This window comes from Mycobacterium sp. SMC-13 (assembly GCF_045311035.1).
Lineage (GTDB): Bacteria > Actinomycetota > Actinomycetes > Mycobacteriales > Mycobacteriaceae > Mycobacterium.
Map to the genome: position 1 here is coordinate 1 of NZ_JBJIAI010000024.1, position 22,648 is coordinate 22,648.

Annotated in this window: 19 protein-coding genes and 2 rRNA genes; 12 read left to right on the forward strand and 9 right to left on the reverse strand. The window is 67.0% G+C overall.

Translation table 11 applies throughout. The annotated features are described in order from the left end of the window. Together ACJH6I_RS25785 and rrf are read left to right on the forward strand one after the other, a co-directional pair. A 23S ribosomal RNA gene (locus ACJH6I_RS25785) occupies positions 1–622 on the forward strand; the annotation flags it as partial. A 150-nt stretch (positions 623–772) separates the two neighbouring features. Beyond that, positions 773–886, forward strand: a 5S ribosomal RNA gene (gene rrf, locus ACJH6I_RS25790). A 110-nt stretch (positions 887–996) separates the two neighbouring features. On the opposite strand, the gene ACJH6I_RS25795 is transcribed toward rrf, so the two are convergent. Both ACJH6I_RS25795 and ACJH6I_RS25800 read right to left on the reverse strand, forming a co-directional pair. Beyond that, positions 997–1,506 (reverse strand): methylated-DNA--[protein]-cysteine S-methyltransferase, encoded by a 510-nt coding sequence (locus tag ACJH6I_RS25795; protein WP_318987089.1) that lies wholly within the window; start codon positions 1,504–1,506, stop codon positions 997–999. Then, positions 1,503–3,023 carry a DNA-3-methyladenine glycosylase 2 family protein gene (locus tag ACJH6I_RS25800; protein WP_318987090.1) on the reverse strand — a complete coding sequence of 507 codons (1,521 nt, stop codon included), beginning with the start codon at positions 3,021–3,023 and terminating at the stop codon, positions 1,503–1,505. Before ACJH6I_RS25800 ends, ACJH6I_RS25795 begins: the two co-directional genes overlap by 4 nt. 168 nt (positions 3,024–3,191) lie before the next feature. Between ACJH6I_RS25800 and ACJH6I_RS25805 the strand changes: the two genes are divergently transcribed. Beyond that, positions 3,192–5,297 carry a DUF1214 domain-containing protein gene (locus ACJH6I_RS25805; RefSeq protein WP_318987091.1) on the forward strand — a complete coding sequence of 702 codons (2,106 nt, stop codon included), beginning with the start codon at positions 3,192–3,194 and terminating at the stop codon, positions 5,295–5,297. A 1-nt stretch (position 5,298) separates the two neighbouring features. Here ACJH6I_RS25805 and ACJH6I_RS25810 read toward each other — a convergent pair whose 3' ends face one another. Continuing rightward, positions 5,299–5,595, reverse strand: a complete 297-nt coding sequence (locus ACJH6I_RS25810; protein ID WP_318987092.1) for a hypothetical protein — start codon at positions 5,593–5,595, stop codon at positions 5,299–5,301. Positions 5,596–5,638: 43 nt separating this feature from the next. After that, a complete protein-coding gene (locus ACJH6I_RS25815; RefSeq protein ID WP_318987093.1) occupies positions 5,639–7,240 on the reverse strand; it encodes an adenylate/guanylate cyclase domain-containing protein in 1,602 nt (533 codons plus the stop codon). Between the two features lie 64 nt (positions 7,241–7,304). On the opposite strand from ACJH6I_RS25815, the gene nucS reads away from it, so the two are divergent. Together nucS and ACJH6I_RS25825 are read left to right on the forward strand one after the other, a co-directional pair. Then, positions 7,305–7,985, forward strand: a complete 681-nt coding sequence (gene nucS / locus ACJH6I_RS25820) for an endonuclease NucS (protein WP_020102410.1) — start codon at positions 7,305–7,307, stop codon at positions 7,983–7,985. Continuing rightward, positions 7,985–8,272, forward strand: a complete 288-nt coding sequence (locus tag ACJH6I_RS25825) for a hypothetical protein (protein WP_318987094.1) — start codon at positions 7,985–7,987, stop codon at positions 8,270–8,272. Before nucS ends, ACJH6I_RS25825 begins: the two co-directional genes overlap by 1 nt. Before the next feature lie 7 nt (positions 8,273–8,279). Here ACJH6I_RS25825 and mce read toward each other — a convergent pair whose 3' ends face one another. Continuing rightward, positions 8,280–8,756 (reverse strand): methylmalonyl-CoA epimerase, encoded by a 477-nt coding sequence (gene mce / locus ACJH6I_RS25830; protein ID WP_212812489.1) that lies wholly within the window; start codon positions 8,754–8,756, stop codon positions 8,280–8,282. 83 nt (positions 8,757–8,839) lie between these two features. On the opposite strand from mce, the gene ACJH6I_RS25835 reads away from it, so the two are divergent. From ACJH6I_RS25835 to ACJH6I_RS25845, 3 genes are all read left to right on the forward strand, one after another. Next, positions 8,840–10,021 carry an acetyl-CoA C-acetyltransferase gene (locus tag ACJH6I_RS25835; RefSeq protein ID WP_318987095.1) on the forward strand — a complete coding sequence of 394 codons (1,182 nt, stop codon included), beginning with the start codon at positions 8,840–8,842 and terminating at the stop codon, positions 10,019–10,021. A gap of 63 nt (positions 10,022–10,084) precedes the next feature. Next, a complete protein-coding gene (locus ACJH6I_RS25840; protein WP_318987096.1) occupies positions 10,085–10,444 on the forward strand; it encodes a DUF3817 domain-containing protein in 360 nt (119 codons plus the stop codon). Positions 10,445–10,457: 13 nt separating this feature from the next. Further along, a complete protein-coding gene (locus tag ACJH6I_RS25845; RefSeq protein WP_318987097.1) occupies positions 10,458–11,345 on the forward strand; it encodes a tetratricopeptide repeat protein in 888 nt (295 codons plus the stop codon). A gap of 3 nt (positions 11,346–11,348) precedes the next feature. Here the strand turns inward: ACJH6I_RS25845 and ACJH6I_RS25850 are convergent, their stop codons facing one another. After that, complete coding sequence (locus ACJH6I_RS25850) at positions 11,349–12,170, reverse strand: alpha/beta fold hydrolase (RefSeq protein WP_318987098.1); 822 nt, start codon at positions 12,168–12,170, stop codon at positions 11,349–11,351. Between the two features lie 43 nt (positions 12,171–12,213). Between ACJH6I_RS25850 and ACJH6I_RS25855 the strand changes: the two genes are divergently transcribed. Continuing rightward, positions 12,214–12,801: a TetR/AcrR family transcriptional regulator gene (locus tag ACJH6I_RS25855; RefSeq protein WP_318987099.1), complete on the forward strand. Its 588-nt coding sequence runs from the start codon at positions 12,214–12,216 to the stop codon at positions 12,799–12,801. A 72-nt stretch (positions 12,802–12,873) separates the two neighbouring features. Here the strand turns inward: ACJH6I_RS25855 and glgB are convergent, their stop codons facing one another. Continuing rightward, on the reverse strand, positions 12,874–15,048 hold the full coding sequence (gene glgB, locus ACJH6I_RS25860) for a 1,4-alpha-glucan branching protein GlgB (protein ID WP_318987100.1): 2,175 nt from the start codon (positions 15,046–15,048) through the stop codon (positions 12,874–12,876). After that, on the reverse strand, positions 15,045–17,111 hold the full coding sequence (locus ACJH6I_RS25865) for an alpha-1,4-glucan--maltose-1-phosphate maltosyltransferase (RefSeq protein ID WP_212812482.1): 2,067 nt from the start codon (positions 17,109–17,111) through the stop codon (positions 15,045–15,047). Before ACJH6I_RS25865 ends, glgB begins: the two co-directional genes overlap by 4 nt. Positions 17,112–17,260: 149 nt before the next feature. Here ACJH6I_RS25865 and glgP point away from each other — a divergent pair, with 149 nt between their 5' ends. Both glgP and ACJH6I_RS25875 read left to right on the forward strand, forming a co-directional pair. Further along, positions 17,261–19,879 carry an alpha-glucan family phosphorylase gene (gene glgP, locus ACJH6I_RS25870; RefSeq protein ID WP_318987101.1) on the forward strand — a complete coding sequence of 873 codons (2,619 nt, stop codon included), beginning with the start codon at positions 17,261–17,263 and terminating at the stop codon, positions 19,877–19,879. Next, entirely contained in the window at positions 19,876–20,721 is an 846-nt protein-coding gene (locus tag ACJH6I_RS25875; protein ID WP_318987102.1) for a virginiamycin B lyase, read from the forward strand. Before glgP ends, ACJH6I_RS25875 begins: the two co-directional genes overlap by 4 nt. On the opposite strand, the gene ACJH6I_RS25880 is transcribed toward ACJH6I_RS25875, so the two are convergent. After that, positions 20,718–21,932 carry an NAD(P)/FAD-dependent oxidoreductase gene (locus tag ACJH6I_RS25880; protein WP_318987103.1) on the reverse strand — a complete coding sequence of 405 codons (1,215 nt, stop codon included), beginning with the start codon at positions 21,930–21,932 and terminating at the stop codon, positions 20,718–20,720. The genes ACJH6I_RS25875 and ACJH6I_RS25880 overlap by 4 nt on opposite strands. Before the next feature lie 102 nt (positions 21,933–22,034). Here ACJH6I_RS25880 and ACJH6I_RS25885 point away from each other — a divergent pair, with 102 nt between their 5' ends. After that, positions 22,035–22,481 carry a MarR family transcriptional regulator gene (locus ACJH6I_RS25885; RefSeq protein ID WP_318987104.1) on the forward strand — a complete coding sequence of 149 codons (447 nt, stop codon included), beginning with the start codon at positions 22,035–22,037 and terminating at the stop codon, positions 22,479–22,481. Positions 22,482–22,648 lie beyond the last annotated feature (167 nt).

Here is a 22,648-nt window from a genome sequence, read left to right on the forward strand (position 1 = left end):
GGCGCCCAAAGGTTCCCTCAACCTGGACGGCAATCAGGTGTTGAGTGTAAGTGCACAAGGGAGCTTGACTGCGAGACGTACATGTCGAGCAGGGACGAAAGTCGGGACTAGTGATCCGGCACCCCCGAGTGGAAGGGGTGTCGCTCAACGGATAAAAGGTACCCCGGGGATAACAGGCTGATCTTCCCCAAGAGTCCATATCGACGGGATGGTTTGGCACCTCGATGTCGGCTCGTCGCATCCTGGGGCTGGAGCAGGTCCCAAGGGTTGGGCTGTTCGCCCATTAAAGCGGCACGCGAGCTGGGTTTAGAACGTCGTGAGACAGTTCGGTCTCTATCCGCCGCGCGCGTCAGAAACTTGAGGAAACCTGTCCCTAGTACGAGAGGACCGGGACGGACGAACCTCTGGTCTACCAGTTGTCCCACCAGGGGCACCGCTGGATAGCTACGTTCGGACAGGATAACCGCTGAAAGCATCTAAGCGGGAAACCTCTTCCAAGACCAGGTTTCTCACCCTTTTAGAGGGATAAGGCCCCCCGCAGACCACGGGATCGATAGACCAGACCTGCACACTTAGCAATAAGTTTAGGGAACTGGCACTAACCGGCCGAAAACTTACACACACCCAAAAAACCAACGTGTGTAAACAAGAACATTGCACACCAACCGTGCCTCGCAACCACACCACACCGAAGAATCACACAGACCACACCCCACCACCAAACAACCCCCCACAAGGGTTGAACCGGCCAGGGGCGTAAAATGAATAGAGTTACGGCGGCAACAGCGGCAGGGAAACGCCCGGTCCCATCCCGAACCCGGAAGCTAAGCCTGCCAGCGCCGATGATACTGCCCTGCACGGGCGGAAAAGTAGGACACCGCCGAACACAAATTACCTCAGCCCCCCGATGAAAATCGGGGGGTTGAGGCATTTTTGCGTTCAGGACGTTTTTGCATTTCGGCGCCGCGGCAATACGTGGCGCCGAAATGGCATTCATCAGTCGAACAGCGTCGGCTCTTCGGCTCCTGATCGGCTCTTTTCCAGATCGAGCAGCAGCCTCTTACGGTCCAGTCCGCCGCCATATCCGGTCAGGCTGCCATTTGCCCCGATAACGCGATGGCAGGGCACGATGATGCCGACGGGATTGTGTCCATTCGCCAATCCGACGGCTCGTGAAGCACCCGGTGATCCGACCTGTAAAGCGATTTCGCCATATGAACGCGTTTCGCCGTACGGGATGGTCAACAATGCACCCCAGACCCGTCGCTGGAATTCCGTGCCGACGAGGTCGAGGTCCAGATCGAACTCCTGGAGTTCGCCGGCGAAGTACGCGGTGAGTTGCTCGACGGCTTCTGGAAATGCCGACTCATCGGGCTCCCAGCCCTCATGGCTGGGCTCATATGTCTGATCGTCCATCCGCAGGTGCCGGATGCGTCCGTCGCGACCGGCGATCGTGATGGTTCCGACCGGGCTCTGCATCGTCCTGGTCTGCAACGTGGCGGTCATGCCTGCTCCTGTTGTGGTGATTGCGGTGGGTTGGTGGTCAGAGGCGGCCACTGGTTGACCGCGTGATCCAGGGAGGTCCACAGGTATTGGGTGGCGTAGGCACGCCATGGGCGCCAGTGCGCACTGTGCTCGATCAGCCGGCGTGAATTGTCGGGCAGCCCAGCTTGTTTGGCCGCGGCCTGAACGCCGAGGTCGCTGGCCGGAAACGCATCCGGATCGCCGAGTCCCCGCATCGCGATCACCTCGGCTGTCCATGGTCCGATACCGGGCAGTTCGGCCAACTGAGTTCTCGCCTGCAACCAGTCCGATCCGGCGTCGAGCTCGAGGGTGCCGGCCGCGAGTGCATCGATCAGCGCCACGAGCGTGCGCCGGCGGGATTCGGGGAAGGCCAGGTGGCTCGGATCGATCTCGGCCAGTTGCGTGACGGACGGGAAGACATGCGTCAGCGTGCCCACCGGGTCGTTGATCGTCGTGCCGTACGCCAGTGCCAGCCGACGCGTGTGCGTCGCCGCGGCCTTCATGGACACCTGCTGACCGATCACCACCCGTAATGCCAACTCGTTCTCGTCGACCGTGCGCGGGATGCGTTGCCCGGGCGCCTTGGCGACGATAGGGGCAAGGTGTTGGTCGGTATTGAGGACGTCGATGACGGCCTCAGGATCGGCGTCGAGGTCCAGGAGTCGTCGGCAGCGGGCGATGGCGGTGGCCAGATCTCGGAAGTCGTCGAGGATCAGCGTGCACTGCACGTGGTCCACGCTCGGCGTCAGCCCGACGATGCCGGTGCCGTTGGGGAGCCGCAGGGTGCGTCGGAACGCGCCATCTTGTACCTCTTCGACGCCGGGCACCGCACCGGCCGCCAGGTGGCCGAACACTCCCTCGTAGGCGAAGGGCGTCCGCACCGGTAGCCGGACGGAAAGTGTTCCCGTGCCAGGGGTTTCGTTGGGTTCGAAGCGCGCTTGGGCCCGTTGCCGGAGTTCGGTCGGCGTCAGTGCGCAGACTTCGCGAATGGTGTCGTTGAACTGGCGGATGCTGGAGAAGCCCGCGGCGAACGCGACGTCACCGAAGGGCAGTTTCGTGGTCTCGATGAGTACCCGCGCGGTCTGGCTCCGTTGGGCGCGGGCGAGCGCCAACGGGTTCGCGCCGACCTCGGCCTGGAGCAGGCGCTCGAGCTGTCGAGTGGTGTAGCCGAGTCTGGCGGCCAGTCCGGTGACGCCCTCGCGATCGACGGTGCCGTCGGCGATCAGGCGCATGGCGCGGGCGACGACGTCGGAGCGGATGTTCCACTCCGGTGACCCCGGTGATGCGTCAGGTCGACAGCGCTTGCAGGCCCGGAAGCCGGCCCGTTGTGCTGCGGCGGCTGTCGGGTAGAAGCGGACGTTGCGGGCGAATGGGGGCCGGACAGGGCAACTGGGGCGGCAATAGATGCCCGTGGTGAGGACGGCCGTGACGAACCAACCGTCGAACCGGGCGTCCTTGGATTGGACTGCCCGGTAGCAGCGGTCGAAGTCGTCGTACATGTCTTCGACAATGTCATGCGGCAGACTCGAGTACTAGCGGAAAATCGACATCAACGTGGCTGGCGAGACATATTTAATCATTTGTCTCGTAAATGGCTGACGCGCGAGTGCCGCCCTGTTATAACTGGAACGCGTTCTAGTCGGGGTTTCGGGGTTCAGGGGAGTTGCATGTCGATCAACAGTCGTGATGAGTTGTCAACTGGCGCAGCCAGATTCGTCGGCCGCGTGGGTGCATTGGCGGTCGCCCTGGGGATCGGCGCGGCAGTGGCGAGCAACCCTGGCATCGCCTTCGCCGCCCCGAGTGACGCCGCGGGGGCGCCGTCGGACACTCATGCCAAGAGCGAGAGTCCGGCCAAGAGCGACGGAGACAAGGCCGACACGAGCAAGCCGAAGAAGGACAAGGGCGCCAAGCGTCCTGGCATCGTGAATCCGGGTAAGAAGTCGTCTAAGCGGCCCGCGGCGCAGGCGGATGTGGAAAAGCCGTCGGCTGCGAAGGATGCGACCGACACCGGCAAGACATCTGAGCCCGACGCGAAACCCGCGACAAAGAAGGTCACCAGGACGCCGGTCGTGACGGCGGCTCAGAAGCCGGCGAAGGTGCAGGTGGCCGCGACGGCCAAGGCGGATGCGCCCGCGAGCTCTGTGCCGCGCCTGCACGCGGTCGCGCCGGTGGCGGCACTGGGTGCGCCCGTCGCAGCGGCGACAGCGGCGGTGTCGCACGCGCTCTCGGCCGTGGGCCTCAACGGGGCGGCGAACGCGTCCGGGTACCCCGTCGCGCCACTGCAGAACGCCGCCTTGTCCGCGCTGCTCGGCGTCACCCGCCGCGAGACGGCATCCACCTCCGCGACAACGGCATTGGCGGCCGCGCCGTCGTCGCTGCAGAGCGTGCCCACGGTGCTCGGCACGTCGCAGCAATTGGCCGCCGAGCGGAAAGCCACCGCCATCGTGAAGACGGTGCCGATGCAGATCATGAAGGCGATCATCAAGTTTGCGTTCCAGCTGAACGCCAAGCAGCAGTACTCCCAAGTGGGCGGACCGGACCAGGAGAACCTGGACCAGCTGAACCAGGCGGTCGACGAATACGCCCAGCAGGCCGCCATGGAGTATCAGCTGCTCAACCCGATGCGGCCGACGGTGCTGGAAATGGTTATGCCGCCGCATGATTGGTTCGGCCAGGCGATCACCGGCACGCGCATCCTGTACGACAACCCGGACACCATCTACCGGATGATGGCGGTCAATTCGACGTCCATGTACGTGATCAGCGGGAAGTTCGGCCCGGGGGAGCGCCCGGCGGAGACGACCTTCAGCGTGCTGACGGGCCTCGGCGGCAAGACGGCCGCGGTACTCAACGCCAAGGACATGCAGATCAACCCGGACGGTAGCTTCACCGTGACGGTGAGTTCGCGTCCGGCCGAGCCGGGCCAGACCAACCATCTGCAGATTCCAACGGACACCACCTTGATCGTCGCGCGGAACACCCTGTCGGACTGGAACACACAGGATCCGATGAGCTTGTCCATCGAGCGGGTCAGCGGCCCGCGCAACAGTCTGTTCGCGCAGATCGGCGGCTTCGACATCCCCGGCCTGGGCCCGGCTGTCTCCGGCAATCCGTTCCTGACCAACCTGGTCTCGCTGGTCCCGCCGCTTCCGGTGATGCCGCGGTTCCTGCAGGGCTTGGAGGCGTCGGTGATCCTCGCGCTCGGGCTGCGGATGGAACCGCAGTACATGGATGTGGCGACGAAGGATTCGTCGGGAAAGACGAAGCCGCCCAACGTCTTCACCGATCCCGAGAGCAACGCGACGTTCCTGTCGACCCAGGTGCAGAGTCCGGGGTATTTCCAACTGGCCGACGACCAGGCGCTGGTGCTGACCATCAAGCCCGGCGACGCCGGCTACTTCGTGGTCCCGGTGACCAACGACTGGACCATCACCAAGAACTACTGGGATCAGCAGACCAGCCTGAACATCGCGCAGTCGGTGGCCAACGCGGACGGCAGCTACACCATCGTGGTGTCGCCGACCGATCCCGGTGTGGCGAACTGGGTGTCCACCGGTGGCCTCAACCAGGGGACCATCTCCATCCGCTTCCAGGACGTCGACACCACGGGTACCAACCTGCCGAAGGTGAGTTCACAGGTGGTGGCGCTCAGTGATCTCGGCACTGTGCTGCCGGCCGGGACGGCGTATGTCACTGCGGCGCAACGGCAAGCGGCACTGGACGAGCGGAAGGCCGGCTACGACAAGCGCTTCGCGCCCTACCCGCAGGTGTGATTCACCACTCGTGGTTCGGGCACTGCACGTCGACGTAGACGGTCGCGGCCACCGGGCCGCCCGGCTTGAAGTTGCCCGGGTTGTTCACGCCGGTGACCCAGCAGATGTTGAGCGGCTTGACGTCGAAACCGTTGGTCCAGTTGATCTGTACGAGGTAGCCCTCGGCCTGGAGGTTGTTGATGACGTCGGCCGCCGAGCCCCCGGTGTCGAGGGTGGGATCGGCCGCGGCCTGCGGAGCGAGCGCGAACGACACGGCGAGCGCACCGACGGCAGCAGCCATGACGGGATATCGCTTCATGCTCACCATGATCCTCCGGATCTGTGTGAAGCAGATGTGAATTTCAGGCCAGGATCGCCAGCTGCGTCGGTTCGGACAGGCCACGCAGCGTCACGGTGTCGCCCAATGCCCAGTGCGCTCTTTCGGATTCGCTGACCGCGTCGAGCATGTCGGCGGCGGCCGCCAGCTGCCCCGGTACCGACTTGGCGAGCTCGCACAGGCGGGCCGCCTCGTTGACCGGTTCACCGATGACCGTGTACTCGAACCGCTCCTTGGCCCCGACGTTGCCGGCCACCACGGTGCCGGCCGCGACCCCGAGGCCGGCCTGCAACTCGGGCACCTCGTCGCGCAGGCGTGACGCGATGGCCCGGGCGGCGGCCAGTGCGTCGCCCTCGGTGCACTGCAGCGATACCGGCGCGCCGAACACCGCCAGCACTGCGTCGCCCTCGAACTTGTTGACGAACCCGTGGTGCCGGTCCACTTCGTCGACGATGACGGCGAAGAAGCGGTTCAGGAGGTCGACGACCTCGACGGCCGGACGGCTCGTCACCAGCTGGGTGGACCCGATGACGTCGACGAAGATCACCGCCGCATGCCGCTCCTCGCCGCCGAGTTGCGGCTTCTCCTGCTCGGCGAGCGCCGCGACCTCACGTCCCACGTGCCGTCCGAACAGGTCGCGTACGCGTTCGCGTTCGCGGAGCCCGTGCACCATCGAGTTGAATCCGCGCTGCAGCTGGCCCAACTCGGTGCCGTCGAAGACCACCAGATCCGTGGTCAGGTCGCCCTGCTCGACTCGGCTGAGTGCCTGGCGCACAATGCGGATCGGGCTGGCCGTCAGCCATGCCACGATCCACATCAGCAACGCGCCGAAGACCAACGCGAACACCGCGAGCACCAGGACGGCGAACGCGAATTGGGTTGGCGTGAGCGTGCTTTGGGTCAAGGCGAACACCGCGGCCAGCAGCACGCCCAGCATCGGCACGCCGGAACCGAACGCCCAGACGACCATGGTCCGGCCCATGATGCCCGGGGACAGCCGCGACGGCGGCCGGCCGGCCTGCAGGGCGTCGGCGGCAACGGGGCGCAGCGCGAACTCGGTGTACAGGTTGCAGCTGGTGGATACGACGATGCCGGGGAACGTGACGCCCAGCAGCAGTTTGGGGATGAACTGGGTGTCGTGCATCGCGTAGAGCGTCGTCAGCAGTACGGCGCCGGCGCCCCACAGGGAGAGCAGCACGCGCGTCAGCTGGCCCGGGGCGCGGAAGGTGTTGCGCTGGTCCTCGACCGTCGGCGTGCGTTCTTCGATGGCCCAGCGCACGCTCTGGATCACCCTGTTGGTCGCCCACACCACGCCCACGAGGAAGGCGAACACGATGTACGCGGGCGCCACGATGGTGGTGATCCACCAGACATCGGCCCGGAAGACGTTGGGGGTCGGGAACAGCACCGTCTCGATGAGGATCGAGACGCCGACGCCGATCATGTTCGCGACGATCACGAAGGTCGTCAGGATCAATTGGATGCGGATACGTCGCCGGCGTTGGGTCTCGGAAACGCGGCCCAGAATCCACGATCCGTATTCGGGTGTGGCCTGCAAGCTGGAACGCGGGGTGATGGCTTCCCGTATCCGTGCCAGGCGCGTCGTCCCGGTCTGGTCCGCAGTCATTGGCCGTCAGCCTAGTTCGTGGGGCGAGTCCGGACCGGGATTCAATACCCCTAAGGTGGTTCGGGTGCGTCTCGTGATCGCCCAGTGCACCGTTGACTACGTCGGACGTTTGACCGCACACCTGCCGTCGGCCCGTCGCCTCCTGTTGTTCAAGGCGGACGGATCGGTGAGCGTGCACGCCGACGACCGCGCCTACAAGCCGCTCAACTGGATGACGCCGCCGTGCTGGACCGTCGAGGAAGCGCCGGTGGACGGCGTTTCGGCTCTGGTCTGGGTCGTCGAGAACAAGGCCGGTGAGCAGCTGCGGATCACGGTCGAGGACATCGAGCACGACTCCAGCCACGAGCTCGGGGTCGATCCCGGCCTGGTGAAGGACGGCGTCGAGGCGCACCTGCAGGAGCTGCTCGCCGAGCATGTCGAGCTGCTGGGCGTCGGCTACACGTTGGTGCGCCGCGAATATCCGACGCCGATCGGTCCGGTGGACCTGTTGTGCCGCGACGAGACCGGTGCGTCGGTCGCGGTGGAGATCAAGCGGCGTGGTGAGATCGACGGCGTCGAGCAGCTGACGCGGTACCTCGATCTGCTCAACCGGGACAGCGTGCTGGCGCCGGTGGCCGGGGTGTTCGCCGCCCAGCAGATCAAGCCGCAGGCGCGCACGCTCGCCACGGACCGTGGAATCCGTTGCGTGACTTTGGACTACGACAAGATGCGCGGTATGGACAACGACGAGTTCCGGTTGTTCTGATGCCTCGGCGACGTCCGCAGCGGCCGCGGCGCGATCCGCCGCCGCTGCTCGGGCTGTCGTCGCGCCGGGTGGAGACCGGGCCGGACGGATATGACTACGAGGTGCGGGCCGTGGCCGGCTCCCGTGCCGTCAAGACGTATCGGTGCCCGGGATGCGATCACGAAATCCGCCCGGGCACAGCGCATGTGGTCGTGCTACGGGTCGACGACGCCGAAGACCGCCGGCATTGGCACACGCCGTGCTGGGCGAACCGGGGCAACCGGGGACCGACGCGAAGGTGGTCCTAGCTCGAGCTCAGTGCTCGGCATCCTTGGCCGGCTCGACCAGTTCGATCAGCACGCCGCCGGCATCCTTCGGGTGGATGAAGTTGATGCGGGAGTCGGCGGTGCCGCGGCGCGGGGCTTCGTACAGCAGGCGGACGCCGTCGGCGCGCAGGCGCTCGGACAGGGCGTCGATGTCGCTGGTCCGGTAGGCCAGCTGCTGCAGGCCGGGGCCGCGGGTGTCGATGAACTTGGCGATGGTCGACTTCTCGTCGAGCGGGGCCAGCAGCTGAATCTGTGCGCTGCCGACGGGCGCGCCACGGACGGAGAGCATGGCCTCACGGACGCCCTGGTCCTCGTTGACCTCTTCGTGCAGAACGATCATGCCGAGGTGGTCGTGGTACCACCGGATCGCGGCGTCCAGATCCGGCACGGCGATCCCGACGTGATCAATCGCGGTCACGAGGGCGCTGGCCAGTGCCGGACGGGCATCGACGTGTTCGGTGGTCATAACGTAAAGGTAACCTGATACGACCGAATTTGCGCCTGTGGGATCGGCCACATTAGCCGTTACAGATTTGTTGGAGGATGGAAATGACGACCTCGGTAATTGTTGCTGGAGCCCGCACTCCAGTTGGCAAACTGATGGGTTCGCTGAAGGACTTCTCGGGTAGCGACCTGGGTGCCATCGCGATCAAGGGCGCGCTCGAGAAGGCCGGTGTCGACGCCTCGCTGGTCGATTACGTGATCATGGGCCAGGTCCTGACCGCCGGTGCCGGGCAGATGCCGGCCCGTCAGGCGGCCGTCGGCGGTGGCATCCCGTGGGACGTGCCGTCGCTGTCCATCAACAAGATGTGCCTGTCGGGCATCGATGCGATCGCGCTCGCTGACCAGCTGATTCGCGCCGGGGAGTTCGAGGTCGTGGTGGCCGGTGGCCAGGAGTCCATGAGCCAGGCCCCGCACCTGCTGCCGAAGAGCCGTGAGGGCTACAAGTACGGCAACGTCACCGCGCTGGATCACCTGGCGTACGACGGCCTGCACGACGTGTTCACCGACCAGCCGATGGGCGCCCTGACCGAGCAGCGCAACGATCAGGACAAGTTCACCCGTGCCGAGCAGGACGAGTTCGCCGCGCAGTCGCACCAGAAGGCCGCGGCCGCGTGGAAGGACGGCGTCTTTGCCGACGAGGTGGTTCCGGTGTCGATTCCGCAGCGCAAGGGCGACCCGATCGAGTTCGCCGAGGACGAGGGCATCCGCGGCAACACCACCGCCGAGTCGCTCGGTGGCCTGAAGCCGGCGTTCCGCAAGGACGGCACCATCACCGCGGGCTCGTCGTCGCAGATCTCCGACGGCGCCTGCGCCGTCGTGGTCATGAGCAAGGAGAAGGCCGAGTCGCTGGGCCTGACCTGGCTGTGTGAGATCGGCGCGCACGGCGTCGTCGCCGGCCCGGACTCGACGCTGCAGAGCCAGCCGGCCAACGCCATCAAGAAGGCCGTCGAGCGCGAGGGCATCACCGTCGACCAGCTCGACGTCATCGAGATCAACGAGGCCTTCGCGGCGGTGTCGCTGGCCTCGACCAAGGAGCTGGGCGTCGACGGCGCCAAGGTCAACGTCAACGGTGGCGCCATCGCCATCGGTCACCCGATCGGCATGTCCGGTGCCCGTATCACGCTGCACGCGGCGCTGGAGCTGGCCCGCAAGGGTTCGGGCTACGCCGTCGCCGCGCTGTGCGGCGCCGGTGGCCAGGGTGACGCCCTGATCCTGCGTCGTCCGTAGTTTCCCGCGAGGTGTGAACTACGCCTCGTAGTAGTCAGCCCGTCACTCGGGCACAATGGCGCCATGAACGCTGTTGTGCCCCGGGTGGCGGGCTGGTTTCGTTTGATCGCTCTGGCCGAGGCCGTCAGCTGGGTCGGGCTGCTGACCGGCATGTACTTCAAGTACCTCGGTACGCCACGCACCGAGATCGGCGTGCAGATCTTCGGCATGGTCCACGGCGTGGTGTTCCTGGCGTTCGTGGCCACCGGGCTGGTGGTCGGCTGGGCCGCGCGCTGGTCGCTCGTGACGTGGGTGGCGGCGGCGGTGTCCAGCATCGTGCCGCTGGCCAGTGTGGTCTTCCTGCGCTGGGCCGAGCGCAACGGGGCGTTGGCAGTCGGTGCCGCTGCCGCAGAGGCCGAACCGGAGACGTCGGCCGTCGCGTGACAAACTGGAGAGCGTGACTCGTCCGCGTCCTATCGGTCCCGCGCTGGCTGGCGCGGTGGACCTCTCCGCGCTCAAAAACCGTCCCGCTGAAGGTGCTGCCGGTGCCGGTGGCGCACCCGGTGGTATCGAGATCACCGAGGCCAATCTCGAAGCCGAGGTGCTGATCCGCTCCGGTGAGGTACCGGTCGTCGTGCTGCTGTGGTCGCCGCGCAGCGACTCGAGCGTCCAGCTGGGGCAGACCCTGTCCGCGCTGGCCGCCGAGGATGGCGGCAAGTGGTCGTTCGGCACCGTGAACGTCGACACCTCTCCGCGCATTGCCCAGATGTTCGGCATCCAGGGCGTCCCGACGGTCGTCGCGCTCGCCGGCGGCCAGCCGATCACGAGCTTCGAGGGTGGCCAGCCGGCCGACCAGCTGCGGCGCTGGGTGGACTCGCTGCTGCAGGCGACGGCCGGCAAGCTCGGTGGCGGCGGCGAGGGCGAGGACGAGCAGGTCGACCCCGCACTCGCACAGGCCCGCGAGTTCCTCGACAGCGGCGATTTCGACCGCGCCCTGGCTGCGTACCAGGCGATCCTCGATGCCGACCCGAACCACGTCGAGGCCAAGGGCGCCGTGCAGCAGATCGCCTTCCTGCAGCGTGCGTCCGCGCAGCGGCCGGAGGCCGTGCGTCTCGCCGATGCCTCGCCCGACGACATCGACCTGGCTTTCGCCGCCGCCGACGTGCAGCTCTTCCAGCGTGACGTCGACGGCGCGTTCAATCGGCTCATCGCACTCATCAAGAAGACCTCGGGCGACGACCGCACCCGCGTGCGGACCCGGCTCATCGAGTTGTTCGACCTGTTCGACCCGGCCGACCCCGAGGTCATCGCGGGCCGGCGCAATCTCGCCAACGCGCTCTACTAGGCATCACTGAGCCGGCACAGAGGCCCAGAAGTCGGTGACGGCTTGAGCGATCAGGTCGGTGTCGACCAACAGCGGGCCGACGTGTCCGGCGCCGGTGAGTGCGACGACGCGTGCGTCGGGCATGGTGGCGGCCGTGGCGCGGGCGTGGGCGGGGCTCCAGTGCTGGTCGCCGAGATCGCCGGTCATCAGCAGCGTCGGGACGGTGACGGCGGTGATCTGCTCGGTCAGCGCATGCCAGCTGTGCATGTATTGGATTGTGCGCCTTACTGATTCGCGGTCCATTGCGCGGAACGCGGCTTCGAGCTCGGCCGCCTGATCGGTGCGCGTGGTGTCGGCGCCACCGAGAAGCACGTCGAACAGGATCCTGGTCAGCAGGGGATCGGGTCCGAGCAGCCGGTAGGCGACGGCGAGCGGGTACGTCTGGGTCCAGCGCTGACGTCGGCTGACGGGCCGCAGCGGGGCGGCGATGGTGGTCAGGCTGCGCAGCCGGTGCGGTTGGGTCGCGGCCAGCGTGATGCCGACGTGTCCGCCCCAGGCGTTGCCGATCCAGTCGACGGTATCGAAACCGAGTGCGTCGATCACTTCGCCTGCGGCACTTGCACATTCGTCGAGGGTGAAATCCCGGCGGATGGGGCTGCTCGTGCCGTATCCGGGTCCGTCGATGGTCACCACCTGTCGCTGGGCGGCGAGGGTGTCGACGAGCGGACCCCAGCTGCGTGAGTCCACCCAGAGGCTGTGCCACAAGACGGCGGCAGGCCCTGTCCCGGTGCGATGTACGTGCAGATCTCCGAGGCTGGTCGGGACGTGGGTGTCGAGTGTCGTCATCGCGACCTCCATACAGGTTGTATGCTGCTACCATACAACCTGTATGGTCACCGTCAAGGGGGATTCGCGGGAGCGGCTCGTCGCAGTCGCGACCGAGTTGTTCGGCGAACAGGGCTACCACCAGACCGGTACCGAGGAGATCGTCCGCCGTAGCGGCGTCACCCGTGGCTCGCTCTATCACCATTTCGCGGACAAGGAAGCGCTCTTCGAAGAGGTCTTCGACCGTGCCGATCAGGTGGTGAGCGGGCGGGTTCGGGCCGCTGCCGCGGCGGCGGCCGACCGCGGCGAGGACGCGTGGTCGGTGTTCCTCGCCGGCTGGGATGCCGTGCTGGACACCGCGGTCGATGCGCCGCTGCAGCGCATCCGCGTGGTCGACGCGCCCGCGGTGCTCGGCTGGCAGAAGTGGCAGGAGCGCAACGCGCGGTACACCCTGGCCAATATCGAGGCCGGTCTCGTCAGCCTGCTGGAACAGGGTGTGCTTGCGCCGCAGCCGATTTCACCGCTGGCCCTGCTGCTGATGGGACTCAGCAACCAGGCCGTGGCCGCGATCGCGGGCGCGCCTGATCCCGTTCGCGCGCGCCGCGACGTCGGCGCGGCGGTGCGGCGTCTCCTCGACGGGCTGCGCACCTAGTCTCGCGAGCAGACGTAAAACTGTCGATTTCGCCCACAAATCGACAGTTTTACGTCTCCTCACGGAGGGAACTCAGGCGGGCTTGAGCCAGAGCGCCGACAGCGGCGGGAGGACCAGGACGGCGGAGGCGGGACGGCCGTGCCAGGGCTCGTCGGTGGCCTCGACCGCGCCCATGTTGCCCGCGCCGGCGCCGTGATAGACGGTCGCGTCGGTGTTCAGCAGCTCCTGCCACGTCCCGGCGTGCGGCAGGCCCAGGCGGTACTGGGAGTGCTCGCTGCCGGAGAAGTTGAAGACGCACGCGATCGCCGACCCGTCGTCACCGAACCGCAGGAAGCTCAGCACGTTGTTGTTGGAGTCGTTGGCATCGATCCAGGAGTAGCCCTCGGGGCTGCTGTCGCGGGACCACAGCGCGCGGTTGTCCCGGTAGATGCCGTTGATATCCCGCACCAGCTGCTGCACACCGGTGGAGAAGCTGTGCTCACCGAGCTGGAACCAGTCGAGCCCGCGTTCCTCGGACCATTCGGCGCGCTGGCCGAATTCCTGTCCCATGAACAGCAATTGCTTGCCCGGGTGCGCCCACTGGTAGGCCAGCAGCTGACGGAGGCCGGCCGCCTTGGCGTGGTCGCCGCCGGGCATGCGGGTCCACAGTGTGCCCTTGCCGTGCACGACTTCGTCGTGGCTGATCGGTAGGACGTAGTGCTCGCTGTAGGCGTACAGCATCGAGAACGTCATCTCGTGGTGGTGGTAGCTGCGGTGCACCGGGTCGTGGCTGATGTAGTCCAGGGTGTCGTTCATCCACCCCATGTTCCACTTCATCGAGAAGCCAAGGCCGCCAAGGTTTGTCGGGCGGGTGACGCCGGGCCACGAGGTCGATTCCTCGGCGATGGTGACGATGCCGGGGACCAGCTTGTGGACGGTGGCGTTCATCTCCTGCAGGAACTGCACCGCCTCCAGGTTCTCCCGGCCGCCGTAGATGTTGGGAGTCCACCCACCTTCGGGGCGCGAGTAGTCCAGGTACAGCATGGAGGCGACGGCGTCGACGCGGAGACCGTCGACGTGGAACTCCTCGAGCCAGTACAGCGCGTTGGCGACCAGGAAGTTGCGGACTTCGTTGCGGCCGAAGTCGAAAACGTAGGTGCCCCAGTCGAGTTGCTCGCCACGGCGGGGGTCGGCGTGTTCGTACAGCGGTGTGCCGTCGAAGCGGCCCAGCGCCCACGAGTCCTTGGGGAAGTGCGCCGGTACCCAGTCGACGATGACGCCGATGCCGGCCTGGTGCAGCGTGTCGACCAGATACCGGAAGTCGTCGGGAGTGCCGAGCCGTGACGTCGGCGCGTAGTACGACGTCACCTGATATCCCCAGGAGCCGCCGAACGGGTGCTCGGCCACGGGGAGCAGCTCGACGTGTGTGAAGCCCTGTGCCACCACGTATTCGGTGAGCTCAACGGCGAGTTCGCGGTAGCTCAGGCCCGGGCGCCAGGACATCAGGTGCACCTCGTAGGTGCTCATGGGCTCGAAGATCGGATTGAGCTCGGCCCGGGCGGCCATCCAGGCGTCGTCCTGCCAGACATGGGAGCTGACAAAGGTTTTCGACGCGGTGAGCGGCGGCACCTCGGTGCTGAAGGCCATCGGGTCGGCGCGATCGCTGACGGCGCCGTTGCCGCCGTGGATCCGGAACTTGTAGAGGCTGCCGACTTCGAATCCGGGCCAGAACAGCTCCCAGACCCCGGACGAACCCAGTGCCCGCATCGGGGCCTCGCTGCCGTCCCAATGGTTGAAGTCGCCGATCAGGTTGACGCCCTTGGCGTTCGGCGCCCACACCGCGAACGAGAAGCCCTCCACCACACCGTCGGGTGTCTTGAACGAACGAGGCTGTGCGCCAAGGATTTCCCACAGCCGCTCGTGCCGGCCCTCGGCCAGCAGGTGTAGGTCCATGTCGCCGAGCGTCGGCAGGAAGCGGTACGGGTCGGCCGTCGTGTGCACGACGTCGCCGGAGTACTCGACCTCGAACCGGTAGTCGGCCAGGTTGTCGAACGGCACCTCGACCGCGAACAGGCCGCCCTCGATGGCTTCCATCGGGTAGCGCTTCTTGCCGATCAGCGCCGTGACCCCGAGAGCGTGCGGCCGCAGCGCCCGGATCACCGTGCTCTTGCCGTACTCGTGCGCGCCCAGGATGGAATGCGGATCGTGGTGCTCGCCGGCCAGCAGTCGAGCCACGTCGGCGGCGGGTGGACGGAGATGGCTCGTCACGGTTGTCTCCGTAGCAGAGTCAGCCGCTTGTCGTACGGGATTTGCGGCATGTTCAGTATGTGCGCTACCGCTTTGCCCGGGTCCAGTCGCACGTAATTTGCTGCGCCCCATTGATATTCCTCACCGGTGATCTCGTCTCGTACCCAGAACCGGTCGTGGTCCTCCATGCCGAGGGCACCCATGTCCAGCCAGAGCGTTGCCTGCTCGGGACCGAATGGGTTCAGCGTCAGCACCACGAGGACGGTGTCGCCGGTAACGGGGTCGAACTTGCTGTATGCCAACAACGCCTCGTTGTCGACGTGATGGAACTTGATGGTCCGTAATTGGCTCAGTGCCGGATGCACGCGGCGAATCTCGTTGAGCCGCGTCAGCAGCGGCTCCAGGGACCGACCGCCGGCCAGCGCCGCCTCGAAGTCCCGTGGCCGCAGCTGGTACTTCTCGGAGTCGAGGTACTCCTCGCTGCCCTCGCGCACGGCCTGGTGCTCGAACAGCTCGTAGCCGGAGTAGACGCCCCACGACGAACTCAGCGTGGCCGCCAGCACCGCGCGGATCGCGAACATCCCCGGGCCGCCATGCTGCAGGCTGGCATGCAAGATGTCGGGGGTGTTGACGAACAGGTTGGGCCGGTAGAAGTCGGCGTACTTGGCGATCTCCTGGCCGAACTCGGTGATCTCCCACTTGGCGGTGCGCCATGTGAAGTACGTATACGACTGCGTGAAGCCAAGTTTCGCGAGTCCGTAGAGCCGCGCCGGGCGGGTGAATGCCTCGGACAGGAACAGTACGTCCGGATCGATGTTCTTGGCCTGGCCGATGAGCCAGGCCCAGAAGTTCGCGGGCTTGGTGTGTGGGTTGTCGACCCGGAAGATCTTGACGCCGTGCGACATCCAGAACTTGACGACGCGCAGCACCTCGTCATAGAGGCCCGCCGGGTCGTTGTCGAAGTTCAGTGGATAGATGTCCTGGTACTTCTTCGGCGGATTCTCGGCGTACGCGATGGTGCCGTCGGGCAACACGGTGAACCACTCGGGATGGTCCTTGGCCCACGGGTGATCCGGCGCGCATTGCAGCGCCAGGTCGAGCGCCACCTCGAGCCCGTTTTCACGGGCCGCGGCGACCATGTCGTCGAACTCGTCGATGGTGCCAAGGTCCGGGTGCACCGCGTCGTGCCCGCCCTCGTCACTGCCGATGGCCCACGGGGAGCCGACGTCGCCGGGCGCGGCGGTCACGTTGTTGTTCGGGCCCTTGCGGTGCACTTTGCCGATCGGGTGCACCGGTGGCAGGTACAGGACGTCGAAACCCATTGCGGCAACGCGCGGGATGGCCTTCGCGGTTGTGGAGAACGTGCCGTGCACCGGCTTGCCGTCGGCATCCCAGCCGCCGGTGGACCGGGGGAAGAGCTCGTACCAGGCGCTGAACCGGGCCCGGGGCCTGTCGACCCAGATGCCGTATTGCTCTCCGCGCGTGACCAATTCGCGCAACGGGTACTTGCGCAGCAGGTCTGTCACGTCCGGCGCCAGCGCCGCGCCGGCACGGATGTACGGGTCGCCCGGTTCCCGGAGCCGCCGCGCGGCGGCGAGCAGGGGGGCGCGGTCGTCCTGGGGGACGGCCGTGGCGGCGCGCTCCAGCAGCCCCGCGCCGACCAACAGGTCGTTCGACAGCTCGGCCTCGCTCTGGCCGGCGTCGAGTTTGGCGGTGATGGCGTGCCGCCACGTCGCGATGGGGTCGCCCCAGCCGTCGACCCGGTACGTCCACAGTCCGACGCTGTCCGGCGTGAACTGACCGTGGAAGACGTCGGGCGTGAAGCCCGGGGCCATGGGCAGCCGGGTCGGCTTGACCTTGGCCCGCGGCGGGGCCGGCGTCGGCGTCGCACCCGGCGGGGTCTCGGCGAGCTGCGGGTAGAGGGGGCCGTGGTAGCGCACCACCAACGTTGCGGCGACAGCGTCGTGGCCCTCGCGCCACACGGTCGCGCTGATCGGAACCACTTCGCCGACCACGGCCTTGGCGGGGTATCGGCCTGCGGACACCACTGGTGCGACGTCGTCGATCTCGATCCGACCGGCCACCAAATCACTCCTTACCCGGGACTACGGGATTACCCATACCCACCGTAGTAGTCCGTGACACTTGAAGGGCAGTGACCAGTTGGATGGGCAGTTGGGCTGTCACTGAACTGACCCTGCACGTGGAAAAAATGTCAGTAAGGTTGGCTCGTGTGAAAGCCCTTCGCCGGTTCACCGTCCGTGCCCACCTGCCCGAACGTCTCGCCGCCCTGGAGCGGCTGTCCATCAACCTGCGCTGGTCCTGGCACACGCCGACTCAGGAGCTGTTCGCGGAGATCGACCCGGTGCTGTGGGAACAGGTCGGCGCCGACCCGGTGGCGTTGCTGGGGGCGGTCAGTCCCGCGCGTCTGGACGAACTGGCGGCAGACGACGACTTCGTCGGCCGGGTGAACCACCGGGCCGCGGATCTGGACGGCTATCTGACCCGGTCGCTGTGGTACCAGGAGCAGGCCGACCTCGCTGAGGATGGCGGCCCCGCGATGCCGAAGGGCATCGCGTACTTCTCCATGGAGTTCGGCGTGGCCGAGGTCCTGCCGAACTACTCGGGCGGTCTGGGCATCCTCGCCGGCGACCACCTCAAGTCGGCGTCGGATCTCGGCCTGCCGCTGATCGCGGTGGGGCTGTACTACCGGTCCGGTTACTTCAAGCAGTCACTGACGGCCGACGGCTGGCAGAACGAGAACTACCCGTCGTTCGATCCGCAGGGCCTGCCGCTGCGGCTGCTGACCGGGGCCGACGGCCAGCCGGTGCTGGTGTCGCTGAACCTGCCGGAATCACAGGTGCTGCGGGCCCGCGTGTGGGTCGCGCAGGTCGGGCGAGTTCCGTTGCTGCTGCTCGATTCCGACATCCCGGAGAACGAGCACGAGCTCCGTTCGGTGACCGACCGCCTGTACGGCGGCGACCAGGAACACCGGATCAAGCAGGAGCTGCTCGCCGGCATCGGCGGCATCCGCGCGATCCGGGCGTTCACCGAGATCGAGGGCATCGAGGCGCCCGAGGTCTACCACATGAACGAGGGCCACGCGGGTTTCCTTGGCGTGGAACGCATTCGGGAATACATCAGCGGGTCGGGGCTGGATTTCGAGACCGCGCTGGCGGTCGTCCGGTCGTCGACGGTGTTCACCACGCACACCCCGGTGCCGGCCGGTATCGACCGGTTCCCGGTGGAGATGGTCCGACGCTACTTCGACGACACCGTCGCTTCGCCGCTGCTGCCCGAGGTGCCGTTGTACCGGGTGGTCGCGTTCGGCGCCGAGGACGACCCGGACAAATTCAACATGGCGCACATGGGCTTACGGCTCGCCCAGCGGGCCAACGGGGTGTCGCTGCTGCACGGCCGGGTCAGCCGCGGCATGTTCAACGAACTGTGGCCCGGCTTCGACCAGGCCGAGGTACCGATCGGCTCCATCACCAACGGCGTGCATGCGCCCACCTGGGCCGCGCCGCAATGGCTCGAACTGGGCCGCGAGTTGGTCGGCGTCGAGGGCATGACGGCCGTCGACCAGGCCGCCGGAGAGCCCCAGCTGTGGCAGCGGTTGCACGACGTCGATCCCGGTCACCTGTGGTGGATCCGGTCCCAGCTGCGCGAGCTGCTCATCGCCGATGTGCGGGCCCGGCTGCGGCGGTCATGGCTCGAACGCGGTGCCACCGAGGCCGAACTGGGCTGGATCGCAAAGGCTTTCGACCCCTCGGTGCTGACCATCGGCTTCGCCCGCCGGGTGCCGACCTACAAGCGGCTGACGTTGATGTTGCGTGACCCGGAACGGCTGGAACAGCTGCTGCTCGATGAGCAGCGGCCCGTGCAGCTGATCGTCGCCGGTAAGTCGCATCCGGCCGACGACGGCGGCAAGGCGCTGATCCAGCAGGTGGTGAAGTTCGCGGACCGGCCCGAGGTACGGCACCGCATCGCCTTCCTGCCCGACTACGACATGTCGATGGCGCGGCTGCTGTACTGGGGTTGCGATGTGTGGCTCAACAACCCGCTGCGTCCGCTGGAGGCGTGTGGCACGTCGGGCATGAAGAGCGCGCTCAACGGCGGGCTGAACCTGTCGATTCGCGATGGCTGGTGGGATGAGTGGTACGACGGCGAAAACGGCTGGGAAATCCCGACTGCCGACGGCGTCACCGATGAGGCTCGTCGCGACGACCTGGAGGCCGCGGCGCTGTACGACCTGATGCAGAACTCGGTGGCGCCGAAGTTCTACGAGCGCAATGAGCACGGCGTCCCGACGCGGTGGGTCGAGATGGTGCGGCACACGCTGCAGTCGCTGGGGCCGAAGGTGCTGGCGTCGCGCATGGTGCGCGACTACACCGAGAAGTACTACGGCCCTGCGGCACAGTCGTTCCGGCGCACGGTAGAGCCGATCGACGGTGTGCCGTTCGGCGCGGCCCGCTCGCTGGCGGCCTATCGCCAGCGGGTGACCGAGGCCTGGCCGAAGATTCAGATCACCGAGGTGGACAGCTATGGTCTGCCGGATACGCCACTGCTGGGTTCCGAGTTGTCGTTGACCGCCACCGTCCAGCTGGCCGGGTTGCGCACCGATGAGGTTGTGGTGCAGGCCGTTCTGGGTCGTGTCGACGCCGGTGACCAGTTGGTGGAGCCGGTGACCGTGCCGATGGCGCACACGGGTTCCGGTGAGGGTGGCGTCGAGGTGTTCTCGGCGACCATCCCGCTGCCGGTGGCGGGACCCGTCGGATACTCCGTTCGAGTGTTGCCGCACAACGCATTACTGGCCGCCGACAACGAGCTCGGGCTGGTCGCGCTGGCGTGAGCGCACTGACTGTTGCGGTCGATGGCGGACCGTACGGGCTGGCGGCCGGCCCGGATGGCGCGATGTGGGTGACGTTGGTGTCAGCGGGTGCGGTGGCCCGGATCGATGCCGGGGGCGAGGTGCGGCGGTTCGACGTCGGTACCGACAGCCGGCCGATGCAGATCTGCGCGGGACCCGACGGAGCCGTGTGGTTCACGTGCTCGGGCACTGACCGGCTGGGCCGGATCGCCGGTGACGGTGCTCTGTCGTTCGTCGAATTGGACACGGGCAGTGCACCGTTCGGCATCACCGTCGGGCCCGACGATGCGGTGTGGTTCACCGCGATGGACGCGGGGACCGTCGGCCGGGTGGACGCCGCCGGCACGGTCGAGCTGGTAGCCGCGCCCGGCGGGATGCCGTCGATGATCACTGCAGGTGGTGACGGCGCGCTGTGGTTCACGTTGAATCAGAAATCCGCGATCGGCCGAGTGACGGTTGCCGGCAAGCTCTCGACACGGCCGACGCCGACACCGTCGGCAGGGCCCGTCGGCATCTGCGCGACCCACGATGATGCGGTGTGGTTCACCGCAATCGGAGCGGACAAGCTGGGCCGCATCCCGCTGAACGACGCCATCCAGGAGCTGGATCTGCCGGGCAAGCCGCACGCGGTGGTCGCCGATGTCGCCGACGGGGTGTGGGCGAGCCTGTGGGGCGCGGACGCGATCGCGCGGGTCAGTGCCGACGGCGAGGTCGCCACGTTCGACCTGCCGCCCGGCAGCGAGCCGCACGGGTTGGCCGTCGATCGTGATGGCGCGCTGTGGGTGGCGCTGGAGTCCGGTTTCGTGGTGCGGTTGCCCGTCTAGGCGGGTGCTCGCGCGATGGTCCTGTCGAACTCGATGTGGTGGCCCTGAAGCCACATCATCGAGCGGCCACCGTCTTTCGCCGCCTGCTGGAACATCACCGGCAGGATCAGGTCACGTAGGAACCGCCCCACCGGGCCCGCGGCCTTGCTGTTGGCCGAGCGGTGCCCGTGACGGACGATCTTCTCGACCCGGCGCCGGCGCAGCGACTCGAACGTCGTGAATGCCGTTGGGATATCAGGGCAATCGCGCAGGCACTGCGCGAGAATCACGGCGTCCTCGACGGACATCGACGCGCCCTGCCCGGCCGATGGTGCGGTGGCGTGGGCGGCGTCGCCGATGATGATCTGGTTGCGGTGGTTGTGCCAGCGTTTCACCACCGGCAGGTCGTACGTGGCCCACCCCACCATCGGCCCGGGCGCGGCGTCGACGATGTCGTGCGCCGGCCCGACATCGCCGGACATCAACTGGTGCAGCCAGTTTCGCCAGTCGGCGTCGGTCATGTCGGACAGTGCGCCGCGTTCCGGCTCGCGGGCCATCGGCGGATTGGCGAACCAGACGGTGCCGCCGTCCGGGGTGGGAAACCAGGCGAAGAAGCAGCGCGTGCCGAACTGCATCCGGAATTCTCGCGGCGGGACGTCGACGGTGAAGCCTGGGATGTAGCCGCCGACATTGAGCACCGGCACGTAGCGCGGCGCCCGCGCCGCCGGATCGATCACGCGGCGCACCGCGGAGTGGATGCCGTCGCATCCGATGAGCAGATCACCGGTGGCGCTGCTGCCGTCGGCGAAGCGAGCCTCGACGCGGCCGTCGGAAACCGTTGTCGCGGAGACGAACTCCTTGCCGTAGCTGTATCGGGCGCCGCGTGCCGCGGCCAGGGTGTTGAGTTCGCGGTACAGGTCGGCGCGGCGCATCATGACCGACAGTTGCCCGTCCGGGCGCTGGGCGGCCATCGGGATGCGGCCCAGTTGCTTGCCGGTGCCGGTGAGGAAGCTGATGGTGTCGTTCGGGTAGCCCAGGTTCTCGAGCGGGCCGGCCGCATCGACGGCACGCAGCGCGTCCATGCCATTGGCCTGAAAGTTCAGCCAGGCACCGCGCAGGTCGGCGCCGGAGGGGGAGCGTTCGTAGACGTGGGCGTCGATGCCCACCCGTTGCAGTGCGATGGCCAGCACCGGCCCGGCGACTCCGGCGCCGATGATGAGTGCTTCGGTCATGCGTCTTCCTCGGTTGGTGCCCAGATGTCTTGACAATCAGATAGCTTGATTGTCAAGCAATAGAATGAAAGGTGGATCGCTCGATTGTCAAGCGAAAATCCGGTGGCCGACCGGTTGGGCGCGGCGGTGCAGGGCTACCAGGCCGCGGTCGACGACTTCGACCGCGAGGTCGCGCGCCTGCTCGGTGTCAACGCAACAGACGCGCGGTGCCTGGAGATTCTGATCCAGGAAGCCGCTGGTGTCACCCCGCGCGAGCTGGCCGACCGGTTGGGCCTCACGACCGGCAGCGCCACGACGATGCTCGACCGCCTGGAGAAGGTCGGCTACGTCACGCGCTCCGCGCACCCCAGTGACCGGCGCAAGCTCCTGGTCCACGCCACTGCCACCGCGCGGGCGCGGGCCTTCGAGCTGATCGACCCGCTCGTGGACGACGGCCGGCGGATTCTGCTGAGCCGCTACAGTGGCGCGCAGCTCGAGTTGATCACCGAATTCCTCACGCGGGCAGCGGAATTGCAGCGCGAGCACGTCATGCGGTTGCGGGGGATGTGAGGCTGGGCGCCGGGCTACGAGCTCGGGCGTGTCGGCGCTGTCTGGGACATGTCGCGCCTGGACCCGTCAGCATGTGCTGACAGTGTCACCACATGCTGACGATGTCAGCCATTGCTGACAGGTCCAGGCGCGACATGGTGAGGAGAGAGGTCCCGCGGGCGGAAGTG